Here is a 21,209-nt window from a genome sequence, read left to right as displayed (position 1 = left end):
AAGCATGTATTTATCAAGCGAAAAGAAAGTTGAGTTGTTTGAGAATCATGGTCGGTTAAAGGCAAAAAATGACACAGGGTCTCCTGAGTCTCAAATTGCACTTTTTACCTACCGTATCAATCACCTTACAGAACATTTGAAGAGCAATAAAAAAGATCACTCTTCAAGAACTGGACTACTTAAATTAGTAGGTAAAAGAAGAAGATTGTTGGATTATCTTATCAAAGTTGATATTGAGAGATATAGAGCAATCATTGCTGAATTGAACTTACGTAAGTAATACAAGTAATTTAAAGAAGGGAGTTCAATGCGGATTCCCTTCTTTACTTATTCGCATACTGCTGGTTGTTTTTGATCTCCCCGCGCTGTACTACACAAAAAATATTTTATGCTGAATGTAATAACTAAAGCCATCAAAATGCCTGATGGTCAAATCATAACGATTGAAACGGGTAAGCTAGCGAAACAAGCCGATGGTTCGGCTGTAGTAAGAATGGGTGACACCATGTTACTCGCCACAGTAGTATCTGCTCAAGATGCTAAAGAAAATGTCGACTTTCTTCCTCTCTCTGTCGACTATCAAGAAAAATTTGCTTCTGCAGGAAAAATTCCTGGAGGATTTTTGAAAAGAGAAGGTAGATTGTCAGACCATGAAGTATTGATTTGCCGTTTGGTAGATAGAGCACTTCGTCCTCTTTTCCCTGATGATTACCATGCCGACACGCAGGTAATGATCTCAATGATCTCTTATGATAAAGATGTACAGCCTGATGCACTTGCTGCACTTGCTGCTTCTGCTGCTCTATCTGTTTCTGATATTCCTTTTAACGGACCTATTTCTGAAATTAGAGTAGTAAAACACGAAGGTCAGTTCAAGTTAAATCCAAGTAAAGAAATTGCCGAGGCATCTGAACTTGAGATTATCGTAGCTGCCGATATCAATAATATTATGATGGTAGAAGGTGAAATGAGCGAAGTCTCTGAAGCCGATATGCTAGAAGCAATGAAAATTGCTCACGATGCCATTAAAATCCAATGCCAAGCTCAAATCGAATTAGCAGTTGAGGCTGGCAAAACAGAAAAGCGTGAATATTCTCATGAAAATAATGATGAAGCGCTTTACGAAAAAATGAAGTCTGAGCTTTACGACAAGCTTTACGCTTCGGTAGCAAAACAAACTGCTGATAAATCCATCAGAAGTAGTGATGTAAAGGCAATCAAAACAGAATGGGTAGACGCTCTTCCTGAAGATCATGAGTATGATTCATTCTTGATTGGCCAGTACTTCAAAAAAATACACAAGACTGCTGCTAGAAACTTCGTTTTAGATTCAAGCAAAAGACTAGACGGTAGAGAATTCAATGAAATCAGACAAATTTGGTCTGAGGTAGATTATTTACCTTCTGCACACGGTTCTGCAGTATTCACTAGAGGTGAAACCCAATCTTTGACTTCTTGTACTTTAGGTACTAAGTTAGATGAGCAAATGATTGATGGTGCTACAGAGCACGGCACAAACAAATTTATTCTACACTATAACTTCCCTGGTTTCTCAACTGGTGAAGTAAGACCAAACAGAGGGCCTGGTAGAAGAGAAGTAGGACACGGTAACCTTGCAATGCGTGCATTGAAAAAAGTATTACCTCCTGCGGATAAGAACCCTTATACAATTCGTTTAGTATCAGATATTCTTGAGTCAAATGGTTCGTCTTCAATGGCAACAGTTTGTGCAGGTTCATTATCATTAATGGATACAGGTGTTAAGATTTCTGGTCCGGTTTCAGGTATCGCAATGGGGATGATCTCAGATGCTGAAACAGGAAAATATGCTATTCTTTCCGATATCTTGGGTGATGAAGATCACTTAGGAGATATGGACTTTAAGGTAACTGGTACCGAAAAAGGAATCACTGCTTGTCAAATGGACATTAAAGTAGATGGTCTTTCATACGAAGTACTAGAGAAAGCCTTGAACCAGGCGAGAGAAGGTAGACTTCATATTCTTAACGAAATGAAGAAAACCATAAGCGAGCCAAGAGAAGATTACAAACCTCACGTTCCTAGAAGTGAGAAAGTGATTATTGCAAAAGACCAGATCGGTGCGATTATCGGGCCTGGAGGTAAAGTGGTTCAAGAAATTCAGAAAGAAACAGGAGCAACTGTTATTATTGAAGAAGAAGCTAACAATGGTGTGGTAACAGTTTTTGCTGATAGCAAAGAAGTTATGAACGCTGCTCTGGCTAGAATTAAGGCCATTGTTGCTATTCCAGAGGTAGGTGAAACTTACGAAGGTAAGGTGAAATCAATCATGCCTTTTGGTGCATTTGTTGAGTTTATGCCTGGAAAGGATGGTTTACTTCATATTTCTGAAATTAAATGGGAACGCGTTGAGAAGATGGACGGTTTAATGGAAGTAGGAGAAGAAATTACCGTTAAGCTTGTTGAGGTTGATAAGAAAACAGGAAAGTATAGATTGTCTAGAAAGGCACTTCTACCAAAGCCTGCAAAAGATTAATTAACTAAAGCAGCATAAAGGCGTTAATATTAGAGGAACTTTTCATAGATTCCGTGATGTTTAGTTCCTTGTCACAGTTTTAAATCACAATTAATTGAATGAGACAGCTTAAAATTAGTAAGCAGATAACGAATAGAGAGTCTCAATCTCTAGATAAATACTTACAGGAAATCGGTAAGGTAGATCTTTTGACTCCTGATGAGGAAGTAACACTTGCTCAAAGAATTCGTGAGGGAGATCAATTGGCGTTGGAGAAGCTTACTAAGGCAAACCTGAGGTTTGTGGTTTCGGTAGCAAAACAATATCAGAACCAGGGCCTTTCTTTAGGCGATTTAATCAACGAGGGTAACCTTGGTTTGATTAAAGCAGCTCAGAGATTTGATGAAACCAGAGGTTTTAAGTTTATTTCTTATGCCGTTTGGTGGATTCGTCAATCTATTCTTCAAGCACTTGCCGAACAATCTAGAATTGTAAGGTTGCCGTTGAACAGAGTAGGTTCTTTAAATAAAATCTCAAAAACTTTTTCTGAGTTAGAACAAAAATTCGAACGTGAACCATCTCCAGATGAGCTTGCGGAAGTATTGGAGGTAACTACCAACGAAATCGTTGACACCATGAAAATTTCAGGTCGTCACGTATCAATGGATGCTCCATTTGTTCAAGGTGAAGAAAATAGTCTTTTGGACGTTCTCGAAAATGACATGGATGAAAAGCCAGATACTGGTTTGATGAATGATTCATTAAGAAGAGAAGTTCAAAGAGCTCTTTCAACACTTACTCAAAGAGAAGCTGATGTTATTTCTTTATACTTTGGTTTGAATGGTGAGCACTCAATGACCCTTGAGGAAATTGGTGAAAAATTCAATTTGACCAGAGAAAGAGTTCGTCAGATCAAAGAAAAAGCAATCAGAAGATTAAGACATACGTCACGAAGCAAAGCTTTGAAACCTTATTTGGGTTAAGTAGAATATACATTATTTTAAAGGTCTCTTGAGAAGGAGACCTTTTTTATTTGGACTAGGGAACAAGGATTGCCCAAGTGCTGTTAATCGTTTAGTTTTGAAAATCAAGCAACAAAAAAATGACTGAAGAAAAAGTAAAAGTATTAATCATTGGTTCGGGTCCTGCAGGTTATACTGCAGCCATTTATGCTTCTAGAGCAGGTTTAAACCCAGTTTTATACACGGGTGGAGAACCAGGCGGCCAACTAACCACTACAAACGATGTGGAGAATTATCCTGGTTACCCAGAAGGAGTGAATGGCCCTCAAATGATGATTGATTTTCAAAAACAAGCAGAAAGATTCAATACCGATGTCCGTTATGGCTTAGCTACAAAAGTTGATTTTTCTGGCTATCCTCACAAAGTTTGGATCGATGAAGGCAAGCATTTAATAACTGCTGATGCTGTAATTATAGCTACAGGTGCTACTGCAAAATACTTAGGCTTAGAATCAGAAAAAACTTATGCCAATAAAGGCGTGTCTGCCTGCGCGGTATGCGATGGATTTTTCTACAAAGGAATGGATGTAGCGGTTGTTGGAGCAGGTGATACTGCTGCCGAAGAAGCTACTTACTTGGCCAATATTTGCCCGAAAGTGCACCTTTTTGTAAGAAGAGACGAAATGAGAGCGTCTAAAATTATGCAGAAGCGAGTATTAAATACTAAGAATATTGAGGTACACTGGAATACCGAAGCTGAAGAAGTTTTAGGAGATGATACTGGCGTAACGGGTGTAAGAGTAGTGAACAACCAAACTGGAGAAAAGAAAGAGATTGATATCAAAGGTTTCTTTGTGGCCATTGGTCATAAGCCAAACACCGATATTTTTAAAGGCTTCCTTGATATGGACGAAACAGGTTACTTGAAAGTAATTCCTGGTACTTCTAAAACCAATATTGAAGGAGTGTTTGCTACTGGCGATGCTGCGGACAGAGTGTATCGTCAAGCTGTAACCGCTGCTGGTACTGGTTGTATGGGAGCTTTAGATGCTGAACGATTCTTGACTGCGAAAGAAGAAGAGCTAGAAGAGGCTAAAAACTAAAAAAAATAAATTGATAACGAGGGTTTGAATTTGATCAAGCCCTCTTATTATTTTAAAGATTATGAAATTAGATATTCTTGCCCTCGCTGCCCACCCTGATGATGTTGAACTTTCATGCTCAGGTACCTTACTTAAAGCAATTCTTAACGGTAAAAAAGCAGGTATTGTAGATTTTACCAGAGGTGAATTAGGAACACGTGGCACACCAGAAATTAGGCAACAAGAGGCCAATAAATCGGCTGAAATTTTAGGTTTGAGTGCAAGAGAAAATTTAGGCTTTCGAGATGGCTTCTTTAAAAATGATGAAGAACACCAACTGGAAGTGATTAAAATGATCAGAAAGTATCAGCCGGAAATCGTTTTGGCTAATGCTTTTGATGATAGGCATTCAGATCACGGAAGAGCTTCTCAATTATCTAAAGAAGGCTGTTTTCTTTCTGGTTTGAAGAATGTTAAGACAGAAATTGATGGTGTTGAGCAAGCCGCGTGGCGTCCTAAAGCGGTATATCATTATATTCAAAGCATTCCGACACAACCAGACTTTGTAGTGGATGTTTCAGAAGTTTGGGAAAAGAAGATTGCTTCAATCAGAGCCTTTGCTTCACAATTCTTCGACCCGAATAGCAACGAAGCAAATACCTACATTTCTTCTCCCGAATTTATGAAGATGGTTGAAGCTAGGGCCATCCATTATGGTCATGAAATTGGAGTGCAATACGGTGAAGGCTTCAATGTGGAACGAATGACAGGAGTGGGAGACGTTTTTGACTTGCTTTGACCTGCTTAGCTCAAAAACAACACTGCATATATGAAGTTAACTATCATATTGATAGACTTTTTTGACGACTCCATTCTCAAATTCAATAAAGAGAAAACTAGGGTCAATATTGAGTAAACCTGGAAGAATTCCTAACCCATAGGTAAGGCCGTCTTCATTATTTAAATAGTATTTATCTCCTAAGAGAGCAATGACCTGTTCTTTCGTTTTACCAACTAATATTTCGCTTTCGATAATGTTTTTCGACATCTTAAAACGCTCTTCTGTATTTGATTGCCAAATTTCTTGATCGAAATCTATTGTTGAATAGTAGGAAATGGAAAATACCCAAAGCGTTATAATTACTACATAAACAAGTGGGCTAAGTACTATCGTTGGTAATACGGCTAGGTATTTTCTGTTTTTATCGTTTCCAAACTTTAATCTTCTTAAAGACCACTTACATACCATGTAAATAGGTATTGAAACGATGAGAATGAATAGAAAAGCCATATAATTCATTTCACTTAATAAAGGGTAATCAAGGTGCCATTCTAAAAGTAGACCAGTCTTCATTCTCTAATTTCTGGTACATAATTCTATCATGAAGCCTGCTTTGGCGTCCTTGCCAAAACTCGAAAGTTTCTGGAACAATTCGGTAACCACCCCAAAAATCAGGTAAAGGTACTTTCCCCTCCATAAATTTGGCTTTCATTTCCTGAAGCTTCATTTCCAAAATACTTCTCGACTTAATTACCTGACTTTGGTGAGAAACCCAAGCACCTAACTGGCTGCCATGCGGGCGCGAAGTGAAATAAGCCAAAGACTCCATTTTAGTAACTTTTTCAATTCTTCCCGTAATAGCCACTTGTCGTTCAAGCGCATACCATGGGAAAAGAATCGAAACTTGAGGGTTTGCATCAATCTGCTGGGCCTTTCTACTTTTGTAATTGGTATAAAAAACAACCCCAGTATCGTCTAAAGCTTTCATTAAAACTGTACGCTGAAAGGGTTTTCCACCCTCTGCCACAGTGCTCAATACAAAGGCGTTAGGTTCTAAAACCTCACTTTTGATTGCTTCGTCAAACCATTTTCTGAATTGGGTAAATGGTGAAGGGGCAACGGTGTCTAAATCCAAACTGGCTTTGGTATATTCCTGTCTTAAATCAGCAATGTTAGTCATAGAGAAAAGCTTCTGTTCTTACAAATATAACAGCCTAAAGACGAATCTTTGTTTTCTAAATTAGGCATTCCAAAATTCGTTCTATAAATTCAAAACTCACAGCAATGAGATTAGAATACGATAAAAATATTCCCGACCCGCAAAACGGAGACCTTCTGATTTCCGAACCTTTTTTGCATGACCCTAACTTTGACCGCACGGTAATTTTGGTGTGTGAAAACGGAGAAGAAGGCACCTTTGGCTTGGTAGTCAATAAAATGACGGACTTGCTTTTGGATGAAGTAATGAACGAAAGTTTTGATCTAAACGGCTTTAATGGTCGACTAAACCTTGGTGGACCCGTGGAACAAAACACGCTGCATTATATTCACAGAATTCAAACACCAGTTGAAGGAGCGATAGAAATAGGAGAGGGCTTGTACTGGTCGGGTAATTACGAGCAAATAAAAGCGATGATTTCTAATGGAGAGGTTGCTGAAAATGAAATTAAGTTTTTTCTGGGCTATTCGGGGTGGTCAGAAGGACAACTGAGAAAAGAGTTGGACAGCCAATCTTGGTTTGTGAAGCCAAAAGCTACTGCTCGCCAAATTTTTGATCTGAATGAAGACGAACTTTGGAAGTCTATTTTGAAAGAAATGGGCGGAAAGTATAAAGTGTTCTCAAATTACCCCGCAGACCCGCGTTTGAATTAATAGTTTTGTTAACTTTGGTTTGTTACGGAGCGACCCTGAGGTCGATTAGAATTTATGAGTGAAGAAAAGAGTATGCAGACAGGTGATCAGAATATCGAAAATTCGAAAACTGATAAGAATACCGAAAATTTAGAAACCCCTCAAACGGAAGCAGTTTCTGAAACAGTAGAGGAAGGTGCTGCCGCATCAGCCGCTGAAGTTAAACCTGAGGTTGATGTTCCTCAAGAAGAAACTAAGGTTGAAGAACAACCTGTAGTTGAAGCTAAGGAAGAAGTGTCTGCCGACACTGAGGTAACTCCAACCGAAAATGTAGAGGAAGTTTCCACACCTAAGGTTGAATCTGAAGACAGTGTATCGGCCTCGGAAGAATCTGAAGAGGAGGATGCTGAGGAAGATCACGACCATGATGATGAAGAAGATCATCAGGTAATTGATTATTCGAATCATACCAGAGAACAGCTGGCTGAGGTGATTGAAGAATTAACTTCTGAAACCAATTTCAAAAAGATTGACGCAATTCTTGCTCAAATTGAGCCATTGTTTCAAGAAACAGAAGATGCTGCTCGTCAGGAAGCACTAGATAAATTCATTGCTGATGGTGGTGAAGAGGCTGATTTTGAATACCGCCACGATAAATTATATAATCGCTTTGATGCTTCTTTGCGCCTAATCAAAGATAAAAAGCATAACTACTACAAGGAACGCGAAGCCACTAAGGAGAAAAATTACCAAAAGAAAACTGAGCTTTTAGACAAACTTCGAGAATTGGTAGATGAAGAAGCGACTACCAGCTTAAATCCAATTAAGGAAATTCAGGAAGAATGGAAAAAAGTAGGGCAGGTACCAAATCAGCACAACCGAACACTTTGGGCCAATTATAATGCGCTTATTGACAGGTTCTACAATAACCGTCATATCCTTTTTGAACTCAAAGAATTAGATAGAAAGAAAAACCAAGAGGCCAAGACTGAGCTTTGTGTAAAAGCTGAAGCGCTTGATCAAATGGATAACCTTAAGGAAGCAATCATTCAATTGAATGAACTCCATGAGGAGTATAAAAATATTGGACCTGTACCTAAAGAGGTGCAAGAAGAACTTTGGCAACGTTTTAAAGCTGCTTCTGATAAGGTTTATCATAAACGTAAAGAATATTTAGACAGCCTGAAAGGTGAGCTAAACGAGAATCTAGAGAAGAAAAAGGTATTGGCTGCCGAGCTGAAAACCTTTACCGAGTTTGATTCAGACCGCATTAATAAATGGAATGCCAAGACCAAAGAAATTCTGGCTTTACAGAAAAAATGGGATGCTATAGGTGGTTTGCCACGAGAGCACGCCAAAGAAGTGAACAAACTTTTCTGGACAGATTTTAAGAAATTCTTCAGTAACAAAAATGATTTCTTTAAGAAGTTGGAAGGCATGCGCCAAGAAAACTTAGAGAAGAAAGAAGCTTTGATACATAAGGCTATTGAGTTGCAAGAAAGCACGGATTGGGATTCAACTGCCAATAAGTTAAAGGCGCTTCAACAACAATGGAGAGATATTGGGCCAGTTCCGGAAAAGGTAAGAAACTCAATTTACGAGAGATTTAAAGCGGCTTGTGATGCTTTCTTTAATAATAGAAGAGCAAATCTAAGTAAAGCAGATGCTGAGTATGCAGAGAACCTAAAGAAAAAGGAAGCTATTATTCAATCTATTTTGGATGCAGCGGCTAAAGGTACAGGCTCTGAAAAAGAAATGGATGAATTCTTAGCTCAATGGCAAGCCATAGGCTTTGTGCCAAGAGGTGCTATGAAGTCTATTGAGCAAAAATATTCTGAGGCCCTTGCCAAGTACGTGAAAGGACTTGATGTAGAAGGACAGGAAGAAGAGCAGTTGATGATTAAGGTTGAACTAGGAGGTTTGCAAAATGGACCGAATGCTGATCGAAAATTGAACAAGAAAGAAGGAGATTTGCGTAGACAAATTCAAGAGATTGAAAATAACATCGCGCTTTGGAATAACAACCTTTCATTCTTTGCCAATTCTAAAACTGCTGATAAATTAAAGGCAGAATTTGATGAAAAAATAGAGAAGGCAAAAGAAGAAATGGACCATCTGAAGAAGCAATTGAGAATGGTGCGCAGTATGTAATTTTGGCCTCTGAAATTAATTTTAAAAAATTTCAGTTTCACTTTTGCATTATAAAAACAGAGGCCTATATTTGCACTCGCTTTGAACGAAAAGCATCTCGGAACCTCCTTAGAAATCGCTAGTTTACTAGTGTATGAGTACCGAAAAAAGAGTATTGCCTCCTTAGCTCAGCTGGTAGAGCAACTGACTTGTAATCAGTAGGTCATTGGTTCGATCCCGATAGGAGGCTCAAAAGAGTCACAGAAATGTGACTCTTTTTTTATGTTCAAAGGTGTATAAAGTCATTGGTTCCTCCCAAGCTTTAGAGCCGATAGAAGACTCATAAAATGGCTGCCTTAACTTTTCTCGCAGTCTTTTGTCTTGAATAAAAGATTCGCGAAAGCTAAAATTGATCTTTTATAGTTCATTTGGTCTCTATTTTTTACTGACCTGCGAGGTTTTAAGAAAAACAGAATAACCAATTTGGAATTCGGTAAAGTTATTGTTCAAATATTTTAATTCGTGGTTGAATCTGAATCTTCCGAAAATCTGATTGTCAGAACCTGTATTCCACGACAACAAAAATTCCCAAGTAGTTATCATGTCATTGGCTTTTTCATTATAAACGTTCTTTTCTACGGAGGCAAAATTGAAATTATCACTTAGAGGTTTGAGTTTTGTGAACTTAGATGACAACTGATAACTCCATCGAGACTCTGGGTTAAATAGAAATTTAATATTTGCCCCATACATTAATGTATTTACGTTTTCATCATAGGCTGTTTCTACGGTGTTTACCAAAACAGTATCCTTAACATTAGTAATTCCAATTCCTCCAAAAGCATTCAGGTGAATTGAGACTGACGGCCCCTGCAAATCATAAATATTAATTTCATTAGAGATTCGTGCATAGCTATAGCGATACAGCTCAAGTGGATTTAAATAATTAGTGATTTGGCCGCCATCATTGAACTGCGAAAGCTCTATACTTCTGTTATTTTCCTCAATTTTTGAAATCTCAAGGCTTGGAAGTAAGTGAGTAAACCATCCTTTGCCAGAATTAAACCAAGCGTCAGTTCGTTTTGTCCATAAATTAATGCGTTTGGTAAACTCCAATTGTACCAAACCATTAGGGTTATTCTCGTTTAACCCAACAAAATCTGAAAAGAAATTCAGCTGAAAAAGTTTTGCGGAAGGTGCTTTAAATAACTCTTGCGTTTTTTTAGGGTAAAGCACTATTGCAACATCGGCAGGGCTGAAGTCATTGGTTCTGAGATCCACCTTTCTTTCATATTTTATTACTTCACTCAGCTTAATCGGGTCATACTCCTTAGATAGTTCAGGGTTCAAGCTTATATTGTTGAAATTGAGGATGTTTGCCCTTGTACTAACGCCTATGGAGTAAATATTTGAAAAAATAACCTTTTCTCCAGTTGAGTTGCTTAGCTCAATGATTATGTTTTTTATTGTGCCATCTTCGAAAACTAATTGTGCAGAACCCACCCTTAGGCTATCCACAATATTATTCGATTTATCTCTTAGGTAAACCTTGTCCATCAAAGTGATTTCAGCAATCTTCTGACCGCTATCTGGCGTATTATACAGGGTTGAAATCAATTCTAGAAATGAATCAGAGAGGTTCTGGTTTTCAGCCGCTAGTATTGCGTCAATATTAACTACAAGTGGGGTTAAATCTCCCGCAGCGATTTTTCTCGCTTTTTTGTTATTGATGTGTTCATTCACTACCATGCTTTTGAAGGCACTTAATGTAAAGTAGTTGGTGGTTCTTGTAACATCGAACTGGTCTCCATCGGAGATTTTTATTTCATAAGTGCCTTTATCTGTGCTTGCTTCAATTTTGTAATCTATGTCTTCGATTTTTGTGGTGATGGTTGAGGTTTGAGCAAAAAGAGGAGCGGAAAAAACTAGAAAGAATAAACATGCTAAAAAGTGCCTGGCACCTAATGCAATGTGTTGGTTTATAGGGTTTTTCATGTCATTTTGATTGGTTCTATGAAAATGTATAAATAATTTACTAGTATAAAAAATAAAATGTTATATGTTTTTAGTTATATTATTTTTAATCCAACCCCTTATATGATTTCCTAACTTACATTTATCGCTTAATAGAAGCATGATAATGCGAAATACGGATACTATTCTATTTAATATCTATTAAGCTAAACAGTGTGGTTGGAATATTTTGGTATGAATGTCTGTGAGCTTTAACTATATGTTCTATCCTCTTAAGTCAATCACCTAAGCATATACCTCTTTAAGGTTAAAATGGAGAACACCTCTTTATTATTACATATTTACTTTCAGTTTCCTTCAACTTTGGTATGTCTTAAATAATGCGCATTTATGATAAGATAAGGCGGTATCCGAAAAGCCTGTTTTAAAGAGAGTAGGAATCAATTCAAACTTTAATACCATGTCAATTCAAGTAAAATTCGCAGTTTATGGAGCCCTTAGGGACGGCAATGAAAATCAAGATCAAACAGCCGATGTTACGGAACGGTTACAGCAACTGATTGATGAATCAGGAGGGATAGTGACTATCAATAACAATAGTTTCGGTGATCCATGTCCCGGATTTGGGAAGCACTTTGGTGCGCTATTACTCAATGATGGTACGCCTGTGGCATATGCCTGTGGAGAAGGTCAAACTGTAGACTTTTTACATTGGATAGCTCCGCAAGCTTAATAAATTTTAGACCAGTCAGGTTTTTATACCTGACTGGTCTTTAAATAACTCAGAGCCTTTTAAAATAACTTTTAAACTAATAGTACATGGGTAGTGTTCCACAACCACAATGTGGTTAGCTTTAAATATTCACAGAGAACCTATTATATGCAGATAACAAGAAGTTGGAGAGAGCAAAGAGTAATGCTAAAAAATAGGTTTTCCGTGCTTAATGATGCGGACTTCGAGTTTGAGGAGGGACAAAAAGAAAGTATGATGGATAAACTTTCGGTGAAACTCAAAAAAACGAGGTCGGAGCTTGAACTGCTTTTTGCTGAACTACAGACTTATTAATTGGAACCCACCAAATACACGCATTCCTTTAATCACTTTCTAGAGATTAACCGATTACAGTCAATCCTGTTTTCTCGTTAATTGATTTCCTAAATCTTCCGACATTTTACGTCAATTGCCGTATTGAGTTTTGCCATGACATAAGCTAAGTTTGTAGTAGAATTAAACCGTTTTGGCCATGCGTAAATTCTCAATTGTAGCACTTCTTATTTCAGTCGTTTATTCATCTTCCTTCGGGCAACAGCAGACAGCCGATGTCGAAATTTTCGAGACCTATTATGAAATGAGTCCGCTGCTGATGGATAAGATGAAGAAGAAATTCACCCTCGAATTAATTGAGGATGGAGGCATGCTGGAACTGGATAAAATTGAGGTCGATGGAATGAAGTTGACCCTGGAATCTAATATCGAAAACAGGAAAAAGTATAAGAAAATAGTCTTTGAAATCGGGGGAAGAAAGTTGATTACTTCTGGCAAGATTATTATATCCAGGACTCAAGTATATAATCAAGAAATGAAGGCTCATGAGTATGTGATGGACTATTTCAATATCTGGCCTGAGAAAGATATTCGCTTTTTGGAAAGCGGAAAGGTGTTTGCCGAAAAAGAAAATATCACCAATGAAGTGGTGACTTATGAGGGTGGCTTGCCCTTTGAAGATGGCTCGGTAGAGTATTTCAGAGAAAATGTGCCGCCTTATATTTATTCCAGTCAATTAGACTCTACAGGGCGGTTTGCGAACAAACAGGCGGTGACCCGCTCCGGTGAATACCTGTTTAAAATGCAGACCATTGGTTCATCAAGGCCGGGTATTACCGACCCCCAAATTGGCTATTATAAACCTGGCTTTTTTTATCCAAACTCCTCTTTATCCAGTGATCGAGTCATTGCGCCAGATGCTTATGAGACGGCTGTGATTACGCTAAGGAATGAAGACAAATATGTAGGTTACTCAACAACGGGCATCTACCATTCAAAAGTTTATGGAACATTCACTGGCTATATGTTGCCATTGCTGAAGGAAATAGGCAACGGCTCGGTGCTTTTCAGGGAATTCAATGGCCAATATGAGTGGGCGCTCGTGGTAGACGGTGCCGTTGAAATGACTCTCCCTGCTACTGAGGCAGATAAGCCGCAGCTGAATGAATTGATGAGCAACCTGGACAGCCGGGTTTCTGTGGTAACCCCCAATTACCCCATGGATGCGCCAGCCAAAAAGCAGATTGGTTTAACCTATCCAATAATTTTCGGTGAATTTCAGACGAGAGAATTTGAAAGTCATTCCGGATATGGCGTAAAGTATCACACTACAGATTCTCTGTTTAAGGGCGATCATGGTTTTCTGGAAGTGGGTTTTTTCAAAAATGGAAAGCTCGATGGATTGGGATATAGGGTGAAAATGGTGCACACTTATAATCCTGAGTTTCCGCACGCTTCAATTGATTATGAGTATAAAGCTTATGCCAAAAAGGTGTATGCAGAAGCAGGAATATTTGAAAACGGAAATATGAAGGAAGGAAGAGTGATCGACATTCCGAATGATATAATGTATAAATTCTATAACCAATGGTCTGAGCCGGGCATTGAAGGTTTTCATTGGATTGGCAGGGGAGAAGTGCCGATAGATACGCTCACCGAATATGAAACTATTCCTTTTTCCTACCCACTCATTCGTAATACAGAGGTTTATGTAGAAGCATTGAACAGACATCTCAGGGTTATAGACTTCGATGCCGATTTAAAAGCTTTAGTGGTTATGAATGATGATGATCAGAAAACATATATCAATGAGCAATCAGGCAGGGTATTCCAGAGATACAAAAGCAGTCAGACCATCACATACAAATGTCCAACTACTGTGGAACGGGCAAATTACAAAGAGGTAAATGTCAATCATGAAATTCCGCGCTATACCGCTTCTTATCGACAAGTGAAAGGGGTGTACATGACCACTTATTATACTACCACTGTCTATGACCCCATCAGGTATTCTACCAAAAAGACGGTGGTAGATAGTTATGAGCAGGTCGCTTGCCCCAAGTGCAATGGTGAGGGATCCTATAATGTAGGCTATACTACCGATCAATATAGGTTGGTGGATTTTAAGCAGTAGCAAATATGAAATGCTCAGCACTGCGTCTTGTTGGTCATAGTCATTGTGAGCCTGCCTGCCGCTAGGTAGGAAATGAAACCTTAGAAAAGGTTTATTTTAAGAGAATTAGTAAGGTTTTATGGCGAAGGAATCTGTCAGTGGGGAAAGGAATGCCAGAGCCATGGAGATTGCCGGGTCACACCTTTTACCCCAATGAATTGTGATAAAATCTTTGTTCCTCGCAATGACGGCAAGAATAGGCTCCTCCTGTTTCCTGATATACTGATTTCCGATCAACTGAGCTCTAACTTTACGTCAATTGCCCTATTGAACTCGCCTTTGTAGCTGAATAGCTTTGTTGAATCCAACAAACAACGTAAGGCTCACCATGAAAAGAATACAGCTCACAATTATTATTGCTTTCATTCATTTTAACCTTTTCGCTCAAAACTGTACTGAGTGTGTAAAAGGCGACTGCCAGAATGGTTATTCATTTGCCAAACTACTTGGGGCCGATGGCAAAGATTATGGCTATCAGGTAGGGTTTTACGAAAACGGTCAGCTCAATGGCATCGCCAACCAAACAGGCGATTTTGGTAAGTTTTGGGGCACTTTTAAAAATGGGAAAAAGCACGGTTTCTTCAGTTATGAAAGTGATGGAAACCTGTATGCCTTTGGTCAATATATAGAAGGGAAGAAGGAGGGGCTGCACGTGGTCAGAACTAAGGCGGGTTATGAGTTTAAAGACTATAAAAATGATGTTCATGTGAGTAATAGCCCTTTGCCAACAACTGGCACCGCACCTTGTGTTATGGGGAATTGCGCCAACGGAAAAGGAGTTTCGATCAACGGAAATGACGCGGTGTATAGCACTTGGAAAAACGGAAAAATGGATGGAATGACCATGCAATTTCTAGTGTCTGAAAGTAAAATCATTTTTGCGGAATACACTGAAGGAATTGCAAATGGAGTTCAAATGACTTGGTATTTCGACCAAACCGCGGAAATAGCTCAGATGAAGAACGGTGTGAAGCACGGAAATTTCTTAAAAAGAAATACAGAGAACCAGCACGAGGCGGCAACCTATACGGACGGCACATTGGTAAAATCATTCTAAGACCTCGCATCATTTACAAAGCATAAAATTCACTCACTATGAAAAGATATTTCACATCCATCGCTCTTATTTTATTTTACCAATTGGCTATAGCTCAAGTAAGTGTTCCGCCAGCGCAAATAGAAGCTCACCCTAGTTACGCAGCCTATCAACAGGCCAAGCAATCAAAAAATATTAGCGCTAAACTCAATGCTGCAATCAATCTGTTAGAGGTTTATCCAGAAAACTCTCAAGCCTTTATTTTGGCTTCTACAGCGCTTTACGATAATAGTAAGCCCACCAATGCGGTCGATTTGGCCCAATGGTCGGTGGCCTATAACAGCTACGATATTCCAAATAGCTATTATGGGTTTATTTATGCTGTTTTTGCAAATCAGCCAATAGAGGCAGAACAGTTTTTAAGAAATATGCAAACCATGGGGGCAGATGCTACCACAATGCAAAGGAATTACGAAAATCTAAGTGCTTATGTAAACTCCCTTTCAAATTATCCTCAACTGGCCAATTCGGTGCAAAGGACCAGGGCTGCACTGACAAACTTTAGCCAAGAAAGTATAGCTAGGGCCAAAGCTACTTTCGAAAATTTGGCATCTAGCCTTGGGGCAACATATGAAGGTATAGCAAACAACACCACTGCCGATAAGATTTTAGTCGATTGGGTAGCTGCTGAAGCTGCAGTGAAAGAGGGTTTGATTTCCAGGTCATTATATGCAGATGCCTTTGTGAGTATTGTAGGTATGGCCGAAAAGGTGAATTTTACTTTCGGGCAAAAGTTAGAGCCGCATTTAGAGAAGATCGTTTTCGATCAGGCCAACTATAGTATTGCTTCGCGCTACCGTGCATATGTAAAGTTAGCCAGTCTTCAAGCATCGTTAAAGCGTTGGGATAAAGTAGAGTCTGCCAGCAACCTAATGTTGGCCGACTTGAAAGGCAACATTCCTTCAAACGCTGTATTGGCCAAAATTTACTTCTACCTTACTATGTCGCTTACCGAGCAGCGAAAGCTTGCAGACGCTTCGGGAATGGCCGATGCCTATGTGAATATTTTACCGAAGATAAAATCGCCAGAATATTTGGCCGAGGCTTATTATGTAATCTTAAGGGCCTATGCTTTCAATAAGGAAGTGGAAAAGGGTAAGGCCATAGTTCAGCGTGCCGAAAACTTCCTTAAAATTCCGGGAGTCGAAAAATACGATTATGTAAACTTTGCGAAAAACGGAATTTCTACCACGGCCAATATTCTTGGGGGTGGAGGAGCATTGGAACTCACGGGCAATCCCTACAATGATGGTGTTCGATTGATGGACGCTAAACAATATGCCGAAGCAGTTGAGCAGTTTGAAAAGGCCAGAGCAGAAGAAATATCTGCTTTAGAAAAGTTAGACCCTTTGGCGCAGCGTGGTTACCTCGATAAATTTCAGCGTATTAATGGTTTTTTGGCTTCAACTTATTACGAAACCAAGCAGTTCGATAAAATTTATGATGTGATTGAATCCAATCGATCTTATTCGCTTTTGAATGACAAAAGGAGTGGAAAGAAACAACTCAGCTTAAAGGAACTTCAGGCTATTCTGGGTGAAAAAGAAGCCTACCTTTCTTTTATCGATGTTTCTAAAGGTACAACCTACGAAGGCACCTACTTAATGTGTTTGGTTACCAAAAATGAAGTGTTTACCCGATACAACAGATCGGCTGGGGCTTTTGTAGATTTATTAGAGAACGATCCTGAACTGGTTGTTTTAGAGAAGGAACTGGCAAAACAAGAGTTTAGAAGTCCGAACCTAGATTATTTAACAGGCGAGAAAACCCGCAAACTCAATATGTTTGCTCCAGGCGAATTTAAACTGATGACCCAGTATTTACGCAAGCATATGGAAGCCAAAGTAGTGGATGGACAATATGTTTTCTTTCAGAAAGAGAAAGTACCTGACCTGTTAAAGCGCTTCCACATCACGTTTATCGATGGTTTGGAAGAAAAACTGCAAGGCATTACCAAGCTCACCATCAGCCCAGAAGGCTTAATCAGTACTATTCCCTTTGATGCCCTAATTGATATTAACGGACGCTATTTGGCTGAACGCTTTGAGGTTGGTTACATCCCCAATGCCGCATTGCTTGCTACTTTGAGAAGTCAACCGAAAAAGACTTATGAGAAAAACGTACTAGGTTTTGGAGGTGCAACTTATGCTAACTACACTGCTGCTAAGGCACCGTTGAATTCACTGGGTGATTTAGAAAAACTGCGATACCGTGTGCGCGAAGATTTGCAAAAAAACCAACCGCTTGACTATGCTTTTGCCACTTTTCAAGGAGAAGAGCCTATGGCATACTTGCAGGGTGGAAGAAAGGAAGTGGTAGTGATTAACGACCTTATTCCAAATAGTGAAACTCGCTTAGACGATATGATGACTGAGCAGGAGCTGAAGCGCATGAGCAAAGCGAATGAATTAGGCAAGTTCAAGGCTGTCCATTTGTCGAGCCACGCCAGCGTACATCCTTATGTTTTTGATTTAAGCTCTATTGCCATGACGGTAAAGCCAACGCCAGTAAACGGAGAAGACGGAATGCTTGTAGTAGGAGAGCTAGAAAAACTGAATTTGCCTGTTGATTTTGTAATGCTTAGTGCTTGTCAAACTGCGCTAGGAGTAGAGTCGCCAGGCGATGGCATTAAAGGCTTGAACCAAGCCCTTTTCAATGCAGGCGTCAACAGCAGCCTTACTTCTTTATGGAGTGTAAGTGACACGGGAACCATGTATTTAAGTGTAGAGCTTTACCGCAGAATGTTCAATCAAAAAATGGCGACTACAGCCGCTTTGGCCGAAGTAAAACGCAATTTTATTACAGGTGAATACGGAGATCAAACCCACCCATACTTCTGGGCTCCATTTATCTATACTGGGTATTGATTGTTTAGAAGTTTAATATTCAATGTTTTGCCGTGGGCTTATGGCTCACGGTTTTTTTGATTTGGGGCATCGCGAACCTGCTGTACTTCTTCGGAGTAATGGTGTTTACGTGAAGCAATCTCAATTTCAAATTATATAATCTGCTTGCTAGAGACTGCTTCGTTACAGTCCATTGCTGCCGCATGGCCTGTGCCTCGCAGTGACGCTCCGATTGGGCGTTTGTGGTGGTTTTGATTCAGGAATAATGTGTGAATGAGACTGTTATTAACCGAATATACCTGCGTTACCCGTAATTGCGAGAAACAAGCTTCGCGATAGCGGAAGTTTGTGACGAAGCAATCTTCTGTCCCGTGAAGCAATCTCAATTTCAAATTATATAATCTGCTTGTTAGAGACTGCTTCGTTACAGTCCATTGCTATCGCATGGTCTGTGCCTCGCAGTGACGCTCTGATTGGGCGTTTGTGGTGATTTTGATTTAAAAATAATGTGTGATTGAGACTGTTGTTAACCGCACATATCTGCGTTCACCGTCATTGCGAGAAACAAGCTTCGCGATAGCGGAAGTTTGTGACGAAGCAATCTTCTGTCCCGTGAAGCAATCTCAATTTTAAATTACCTAAGCTGCTTGTTAGAGACTGCTTCGTTACAGTCCATTGCTACCGCATGATCTGTGCCTCGCAGTGACGCTCCGAATGAGCTATGTCAGTTGAACCGTCTAGCAATAAAACATTATTCTATTCCCCTGATCCACCGATCACTGTTTAACTGATTTCTGTTTCACAATCCCCCAATGACCAATGACTAATCAACCATTGACCAATCGACCAAACATTACGCCATTTGCCGTATTGAACTGCTTAAGATGAGTAGTTATTTTTGTTGCGCACATAAACTCTTCACTAATGCATTTTAAAAATAAAGCCCTCGTACTCTTATTCGTTATATTTTCAATTTTTGCTTGCGACCCCAAGGAAGACATAGACCCAACGGTTAAGACTGTACAAAACCTCAGCTTTAAAAAGATTATGGAGCTTTCTCCCTTTGCCGCTGCGGAAAATATCAGTGTAAGCCCTAATGAGAAATACATGATATTTTCATACCGAGAGAATACCTCAGTAAAGAATTATTATTCCAAAGATGGAGGGGAATCAGTTCAAGAGCTGTTTATCTATGGAAATGACAAGGACAAGCCGATTCAAACCAATATTAGCAATAATGGTTTATTCGTAACTTCCGATGGCGGAGTTTATGACCTCAACAATATCAGGTCAGGTTCTGCGGCTGTGCATTATGCTACTGGAGTAACAGATTCTGGAAAGTTAATCTACATTCAGAATGAGGGTGCCAATGGCAAAACTTTCTTTATCGACAATAATGGTACTTATGAAAGTACTGGAGTTCAGTTAACCATGGATGAAGATTTCTACCTCGGTACTTCAGGCGAAAAAATGGGCTTTTTCGATTGGCGGAACAGAATTATTGCTGAATTCGATGTGAGTACACAAACCTACACCCAAACTACTTTAGCCGACTTAAACTATTCAAGCCTATATGGACTTGGAAATAGCCGGAATAAAGTAAAAACAGCCTATAGCTATGGTCATTTTGCTTATGCAAAAGAGGGCGGGGTAATTATTATTACCCCAAGCCAAGAAATTCGGTACTATAATTACCCGGCCGATTATCAGATTTGGCAAAACACCGAAGGCGGTATGAAGCTCTTTGGCGACCATGCTTATGTAAATATTTTCGATAGGTGGGGTGCGAAAAAAGTATATGTAGCTTCAGGCACCACCGTAGAACCAGTTGACCATGATTTTGCCGTTTGCCGAGTAGGAGAAACAACCTATACACAAGGTTTTATTGAGAATGGTGACCGATTCAGAGGTGGAATCATCAAAACTGTGAACGCACGTCTAGAATATCTTCCTTTAGATATGGGCTATAAGTATCCATCGGGCTATATGTTCGGAAAAACTTATCTGGTAGGTGATTATGCTTATGCCGAAGACAAGGTTTTCGATACCAAAAGTGGAAAATATGCCACTTCTCCGACAGGCGAGATTACCAGCATATTCTATGATGGTGGAAGAACTATTGCTTACACCGAATCGGGAACATATACGACTGTCAACGGAAGAGACTGGAACCTGGAGACGACAGATAAGCCTGCTCCAGAACTCGTGACCAAAGGAACTGATGGAATTTATCATGCATTGACGGTCCATTTAAAAGTTTATGTATCACCTGGTACCCAAGCCAGAACCTATTCGGTGGACTTAAAAGCTTATACCTCTAACAATGGTATCAATTGGACGGAAGTAACCGGCTCTGCTGCGAATCACTTGGGCTATGGACCGCGCCTCATCAGTTCAGATGGTGTGGTCTATACTAAAGACACGAATGCAGGAAGTATAGGCTCTGCCAAATTGAGTGAAGACTATGGTGCAAGCTGGCAAGGAATATTAAATGGTAGAAACTTGACTAAAGATGAGCCACTGCCTGACGGTTTCAAAACCAGTCAGTTTGAGTTGAGCACAGGGAAGTTTGTATCCATTGTATTCGAATTTAGTGGAGAAATGGGGATTTCAGTTTGCGACAGCTCCACAGGTGGATGCACAGATCAAGTACTTCAGGTGAGTTTCGATGCTTCTGACATGTATACGCATGATGAAGAAATTACCTTAACAGCTAACGATGAGTTTGTATTCAATACGTTAGACGGTATTTACTTATCGAGTAGTATTCGCTAA

General features: G+C 39.5%; 16 protein-coding genes and 1 tRNA gene. 14 read left to right on the top strand and 3 right to left on the bottom strand.

The genetic code is table 11. The annotated features are described in order from the left end of the window. The first annotated feature begins 4 nt into the window (after positions 1-4). The 5 genes from rpsO (at position 5) to bshB1 (ending at position 5,337) form a co-directional block, all read left to right on the top strand. Positions 5-280 (top strand): 30S ribosomal protein S15, encoded by a 276-nt coding sequence (gene rpsO, locus AWW67_RS10905; protein ID WP_062301750.1) that lies wholly within the window; start codon positions 5-7, stop codon positions 278-280. A 108-nt stretch (positions 281-388) separates the two neighbouring features. Then, positions 389-2,515: a polyribonucleotide nucleotidyltransferase gene (gene pnp / locus AWW67_RS10900; RefSeq protein ID WP_062301749.1), complete on the top strand. Its 2,127-nt coding sequence runs from the start codon at positions 389-391 to the stop codon at positions 2,513-2,515. 98 nt (positions 2,516-2,613) lie between these two features. Beyond that, a complete protein-coding gene (locus AWW67_RS10895) occupies positions 2,614-3,477 on the top strand; it encodes a sigma-70 family RNA polymerase sigma factor (RefSeq protein ID WP_053224442.1) in 864 nt (287 codons plus the stop codon). Positions 3,478-3,596: 119 nt separating this feature from the next. Continuing rightward, positions 3,597-4,559, top strand: a complete 963-nt coding sequence (gene trxB, locus AWW67_RS10890) for a thioredoxin-disulfide reductase (RefSeq protein ID WP_053224441.1) — start codon at positions 3,597-3,599, stop codon at positions 4,557-4,559. 61 nt (positions 4,560-4,620) lie between these two features. Then, entirely contained in the window at positions 4,621-5,337 is a 717-nt protein-coding gene (gene bshB1 / locus AWW67_RS10885; RefSeq protein ID WP_062301747.1) for a bacillithiol biosynthesis deacetylase BshB1, read from the top strand. 36 nt (positions 5,338-5,373) lie between these two features. Here bshB1 and AWW67_RS10880 read toward each other — a convergent pair whose 3' ends face one another. Together AWW67_RS10880 and pdxH are read right to left on the bottom strand one after the other, a co-directional pair. Then, the gene (locus tag AWW67_RS10880; protein ID WP_260311417.1) at positions 5,374-5,892 is read right to left on the bottom strand and encodes a hypothetical protein; all 519 of its coding nucleotides are present in this window, start codon (positions 5,890-5,892) and stop codon (positions 5,374-5,376) included. Further along, positions 5,858-6,499 carry a pyridoxamine 5'-phosphate oxidase gene (gene pdxH / locus AWW67_RS10875; RefSeq protein ID WP_062301746.1) on the bottom strand — a complete coding sequence of 214 codons (642 nt, stop codon included), beginning with the start codon at positions 6,497-6,499 and terminating at the stop codon, positions 5,858-5,860. The genes AWW67_RS10880 and pdxH overlap by 35 nt, the downstream gene beginning before the upstream one ends. 104 nt (positions 6,500-6,603) lie before the next feature. Between pdxH and AWW67_RS10870 the strand changes: the two genes are divergently transcribed. The 3 genes from AWW67_RS10870 (at position 6,604) to AWW67_RS10860 (ending at position 9,550) form a co-directional block, all read left to right on the top strand. Further along, positions 6,604-7,191: a YqgE/AlgH family protein gene (locus AWW67_RS10870; protein ID WP_053224437.1), complete on the top strand. Its 588-nt coding sequence runs from the start codon at positions 6,604-6,606 to the stop codon at positions 7,189-7,191. A gap of 54 nt (positions 7,192-7,245) precedes the next feature. Then, positions 7,246-9,321: a DUF349 domain-containing protein gene (locus AWW67_RS10865; RefSeq protein ID WP_221405262.1), complete on the top strand. Its 2,076-nt coding sequence runs from the start codon at positions 7,246-7,248 to the stop codon at positions 9,319-9,321. 156 nt (positions 9,322-9,477) lie between these two features. Continuing rightward, positions 9,478-9,550: transfer RNA gene (locus AWW67_RS10860), tRNA-Thr, on the top strand. A gap of 185 nt (positions 9,551-9,735) precedes the next feature. Here AWW67_RS10860 and AWW67_RS10855 read toward each other — a convergent pair. Then, positions 9,736-11,295 carry a hypothetical protein gene (locus AWW67_RS10855; protein ID WP_062301745.1) on the bottom strand — a complete coding sequence of 520 codons (1,560 nt, stop codon included), beginning with the start codon at positions 11,293-11,295 and terminating at the stop codon, positions 9,736-9,738. 439 nt (positions 11,296-11,734) lie between these two features. Here AWW67_RS10855 and AWW67_RS10850 point away from each other — a divergent pair, with 439 nt between their 5' ends. The 6 genes from AWW67_RS10850 to AWW67_RS10825 all read left to right on the top strand — a co-directional run bounded on the left by AWW67_RS10850 (position 11,735) and on the right by AWW67_RS10825 (position 21,209). Then, positions 11,735-12,007 (top strand): hypothetical protein, encoded by a 273-nt coding sequence (locus AWW67_RS10850; RefSeq protein ID WP_053224435.1) that lies wholly within the window; start codon positions 11,735-11,737, stop codon positions 12,005-12,007. Positions 12,008-12,154: 147 nt separating this feature from the next. Then, a complete protein-coding gene (locus tag AWW67_RS10845; protein WP_062301743.1) occupies positions 12,155-12,340 on the top strand; it encodes a hypothetical protein in 186 nt (61 codons plus the stop codon). Positions 12,341-12,518: 178 nt separating this feature from the next. Next, positions 12,519-14,453 carry a hypothetical protein gene (locus AWW67_RS10840; protein WP_062301742.1) on the top strand — a complete coding sequence of 645 codons (1,935 nt, stop codon included), beginning with the start codon at positions 12,519-12,521 and terminating at the stop codon, positions 14,451-14,453. A 367-nt stretch (positions 14,454-14,820) separates the two neighbouring features. Beyond that, positions 14,821-15,549 carry a toxin-antitoxin system YwqK family antitoxin gene (locus AWW67_RS10835; protein ID WP_062301740.1) on the top strand — a complete coding sequence of 243 codons (729 nt, stop codon included), beginning with the start codon at positions 14,821-14,823 and terminating at the stop codon, positions 15,547-15,549. A 38-nt stretch (positions 15,550-15,587) separates the two neighbouring features. Then, positions 15,588-18,455 (top strand): CHAT domain-containing protein, encoded by a 2,868-nt coding sequence (locus AWW67_RS10830; protein ID WP_062301736.1) that lies wholly within the window; start codon positions 15,588-15,590, stop codon positions 18,453-18,455. A gap of 903 nt (positions 18,456-19,358) precedes the next feature. Further along, complete coding sequence (locus tag AWW67_RS10825; protein ID WP_062301735.1) at positions 19,359-21,209, top strand: hypothetical protein; 1,851 nt, start codon at positions 19,359-19,361, stop codon at positions 21,207-21,209.

It is taken from the genome of Roseivirga seohaensis, from assembly GCF_001592945.1.
Classification (GTDB): Bacteria; Bacteroidota; Bacteroidia; order Cytophagales; family Cyclobacteriaceae; genus Roseivirga; species Roseivirga seohaensis.
Note: the sequence above shows the minus strand (reverse complement) of the source record. Positions and strands in the feature narration are given on the sequence as shown.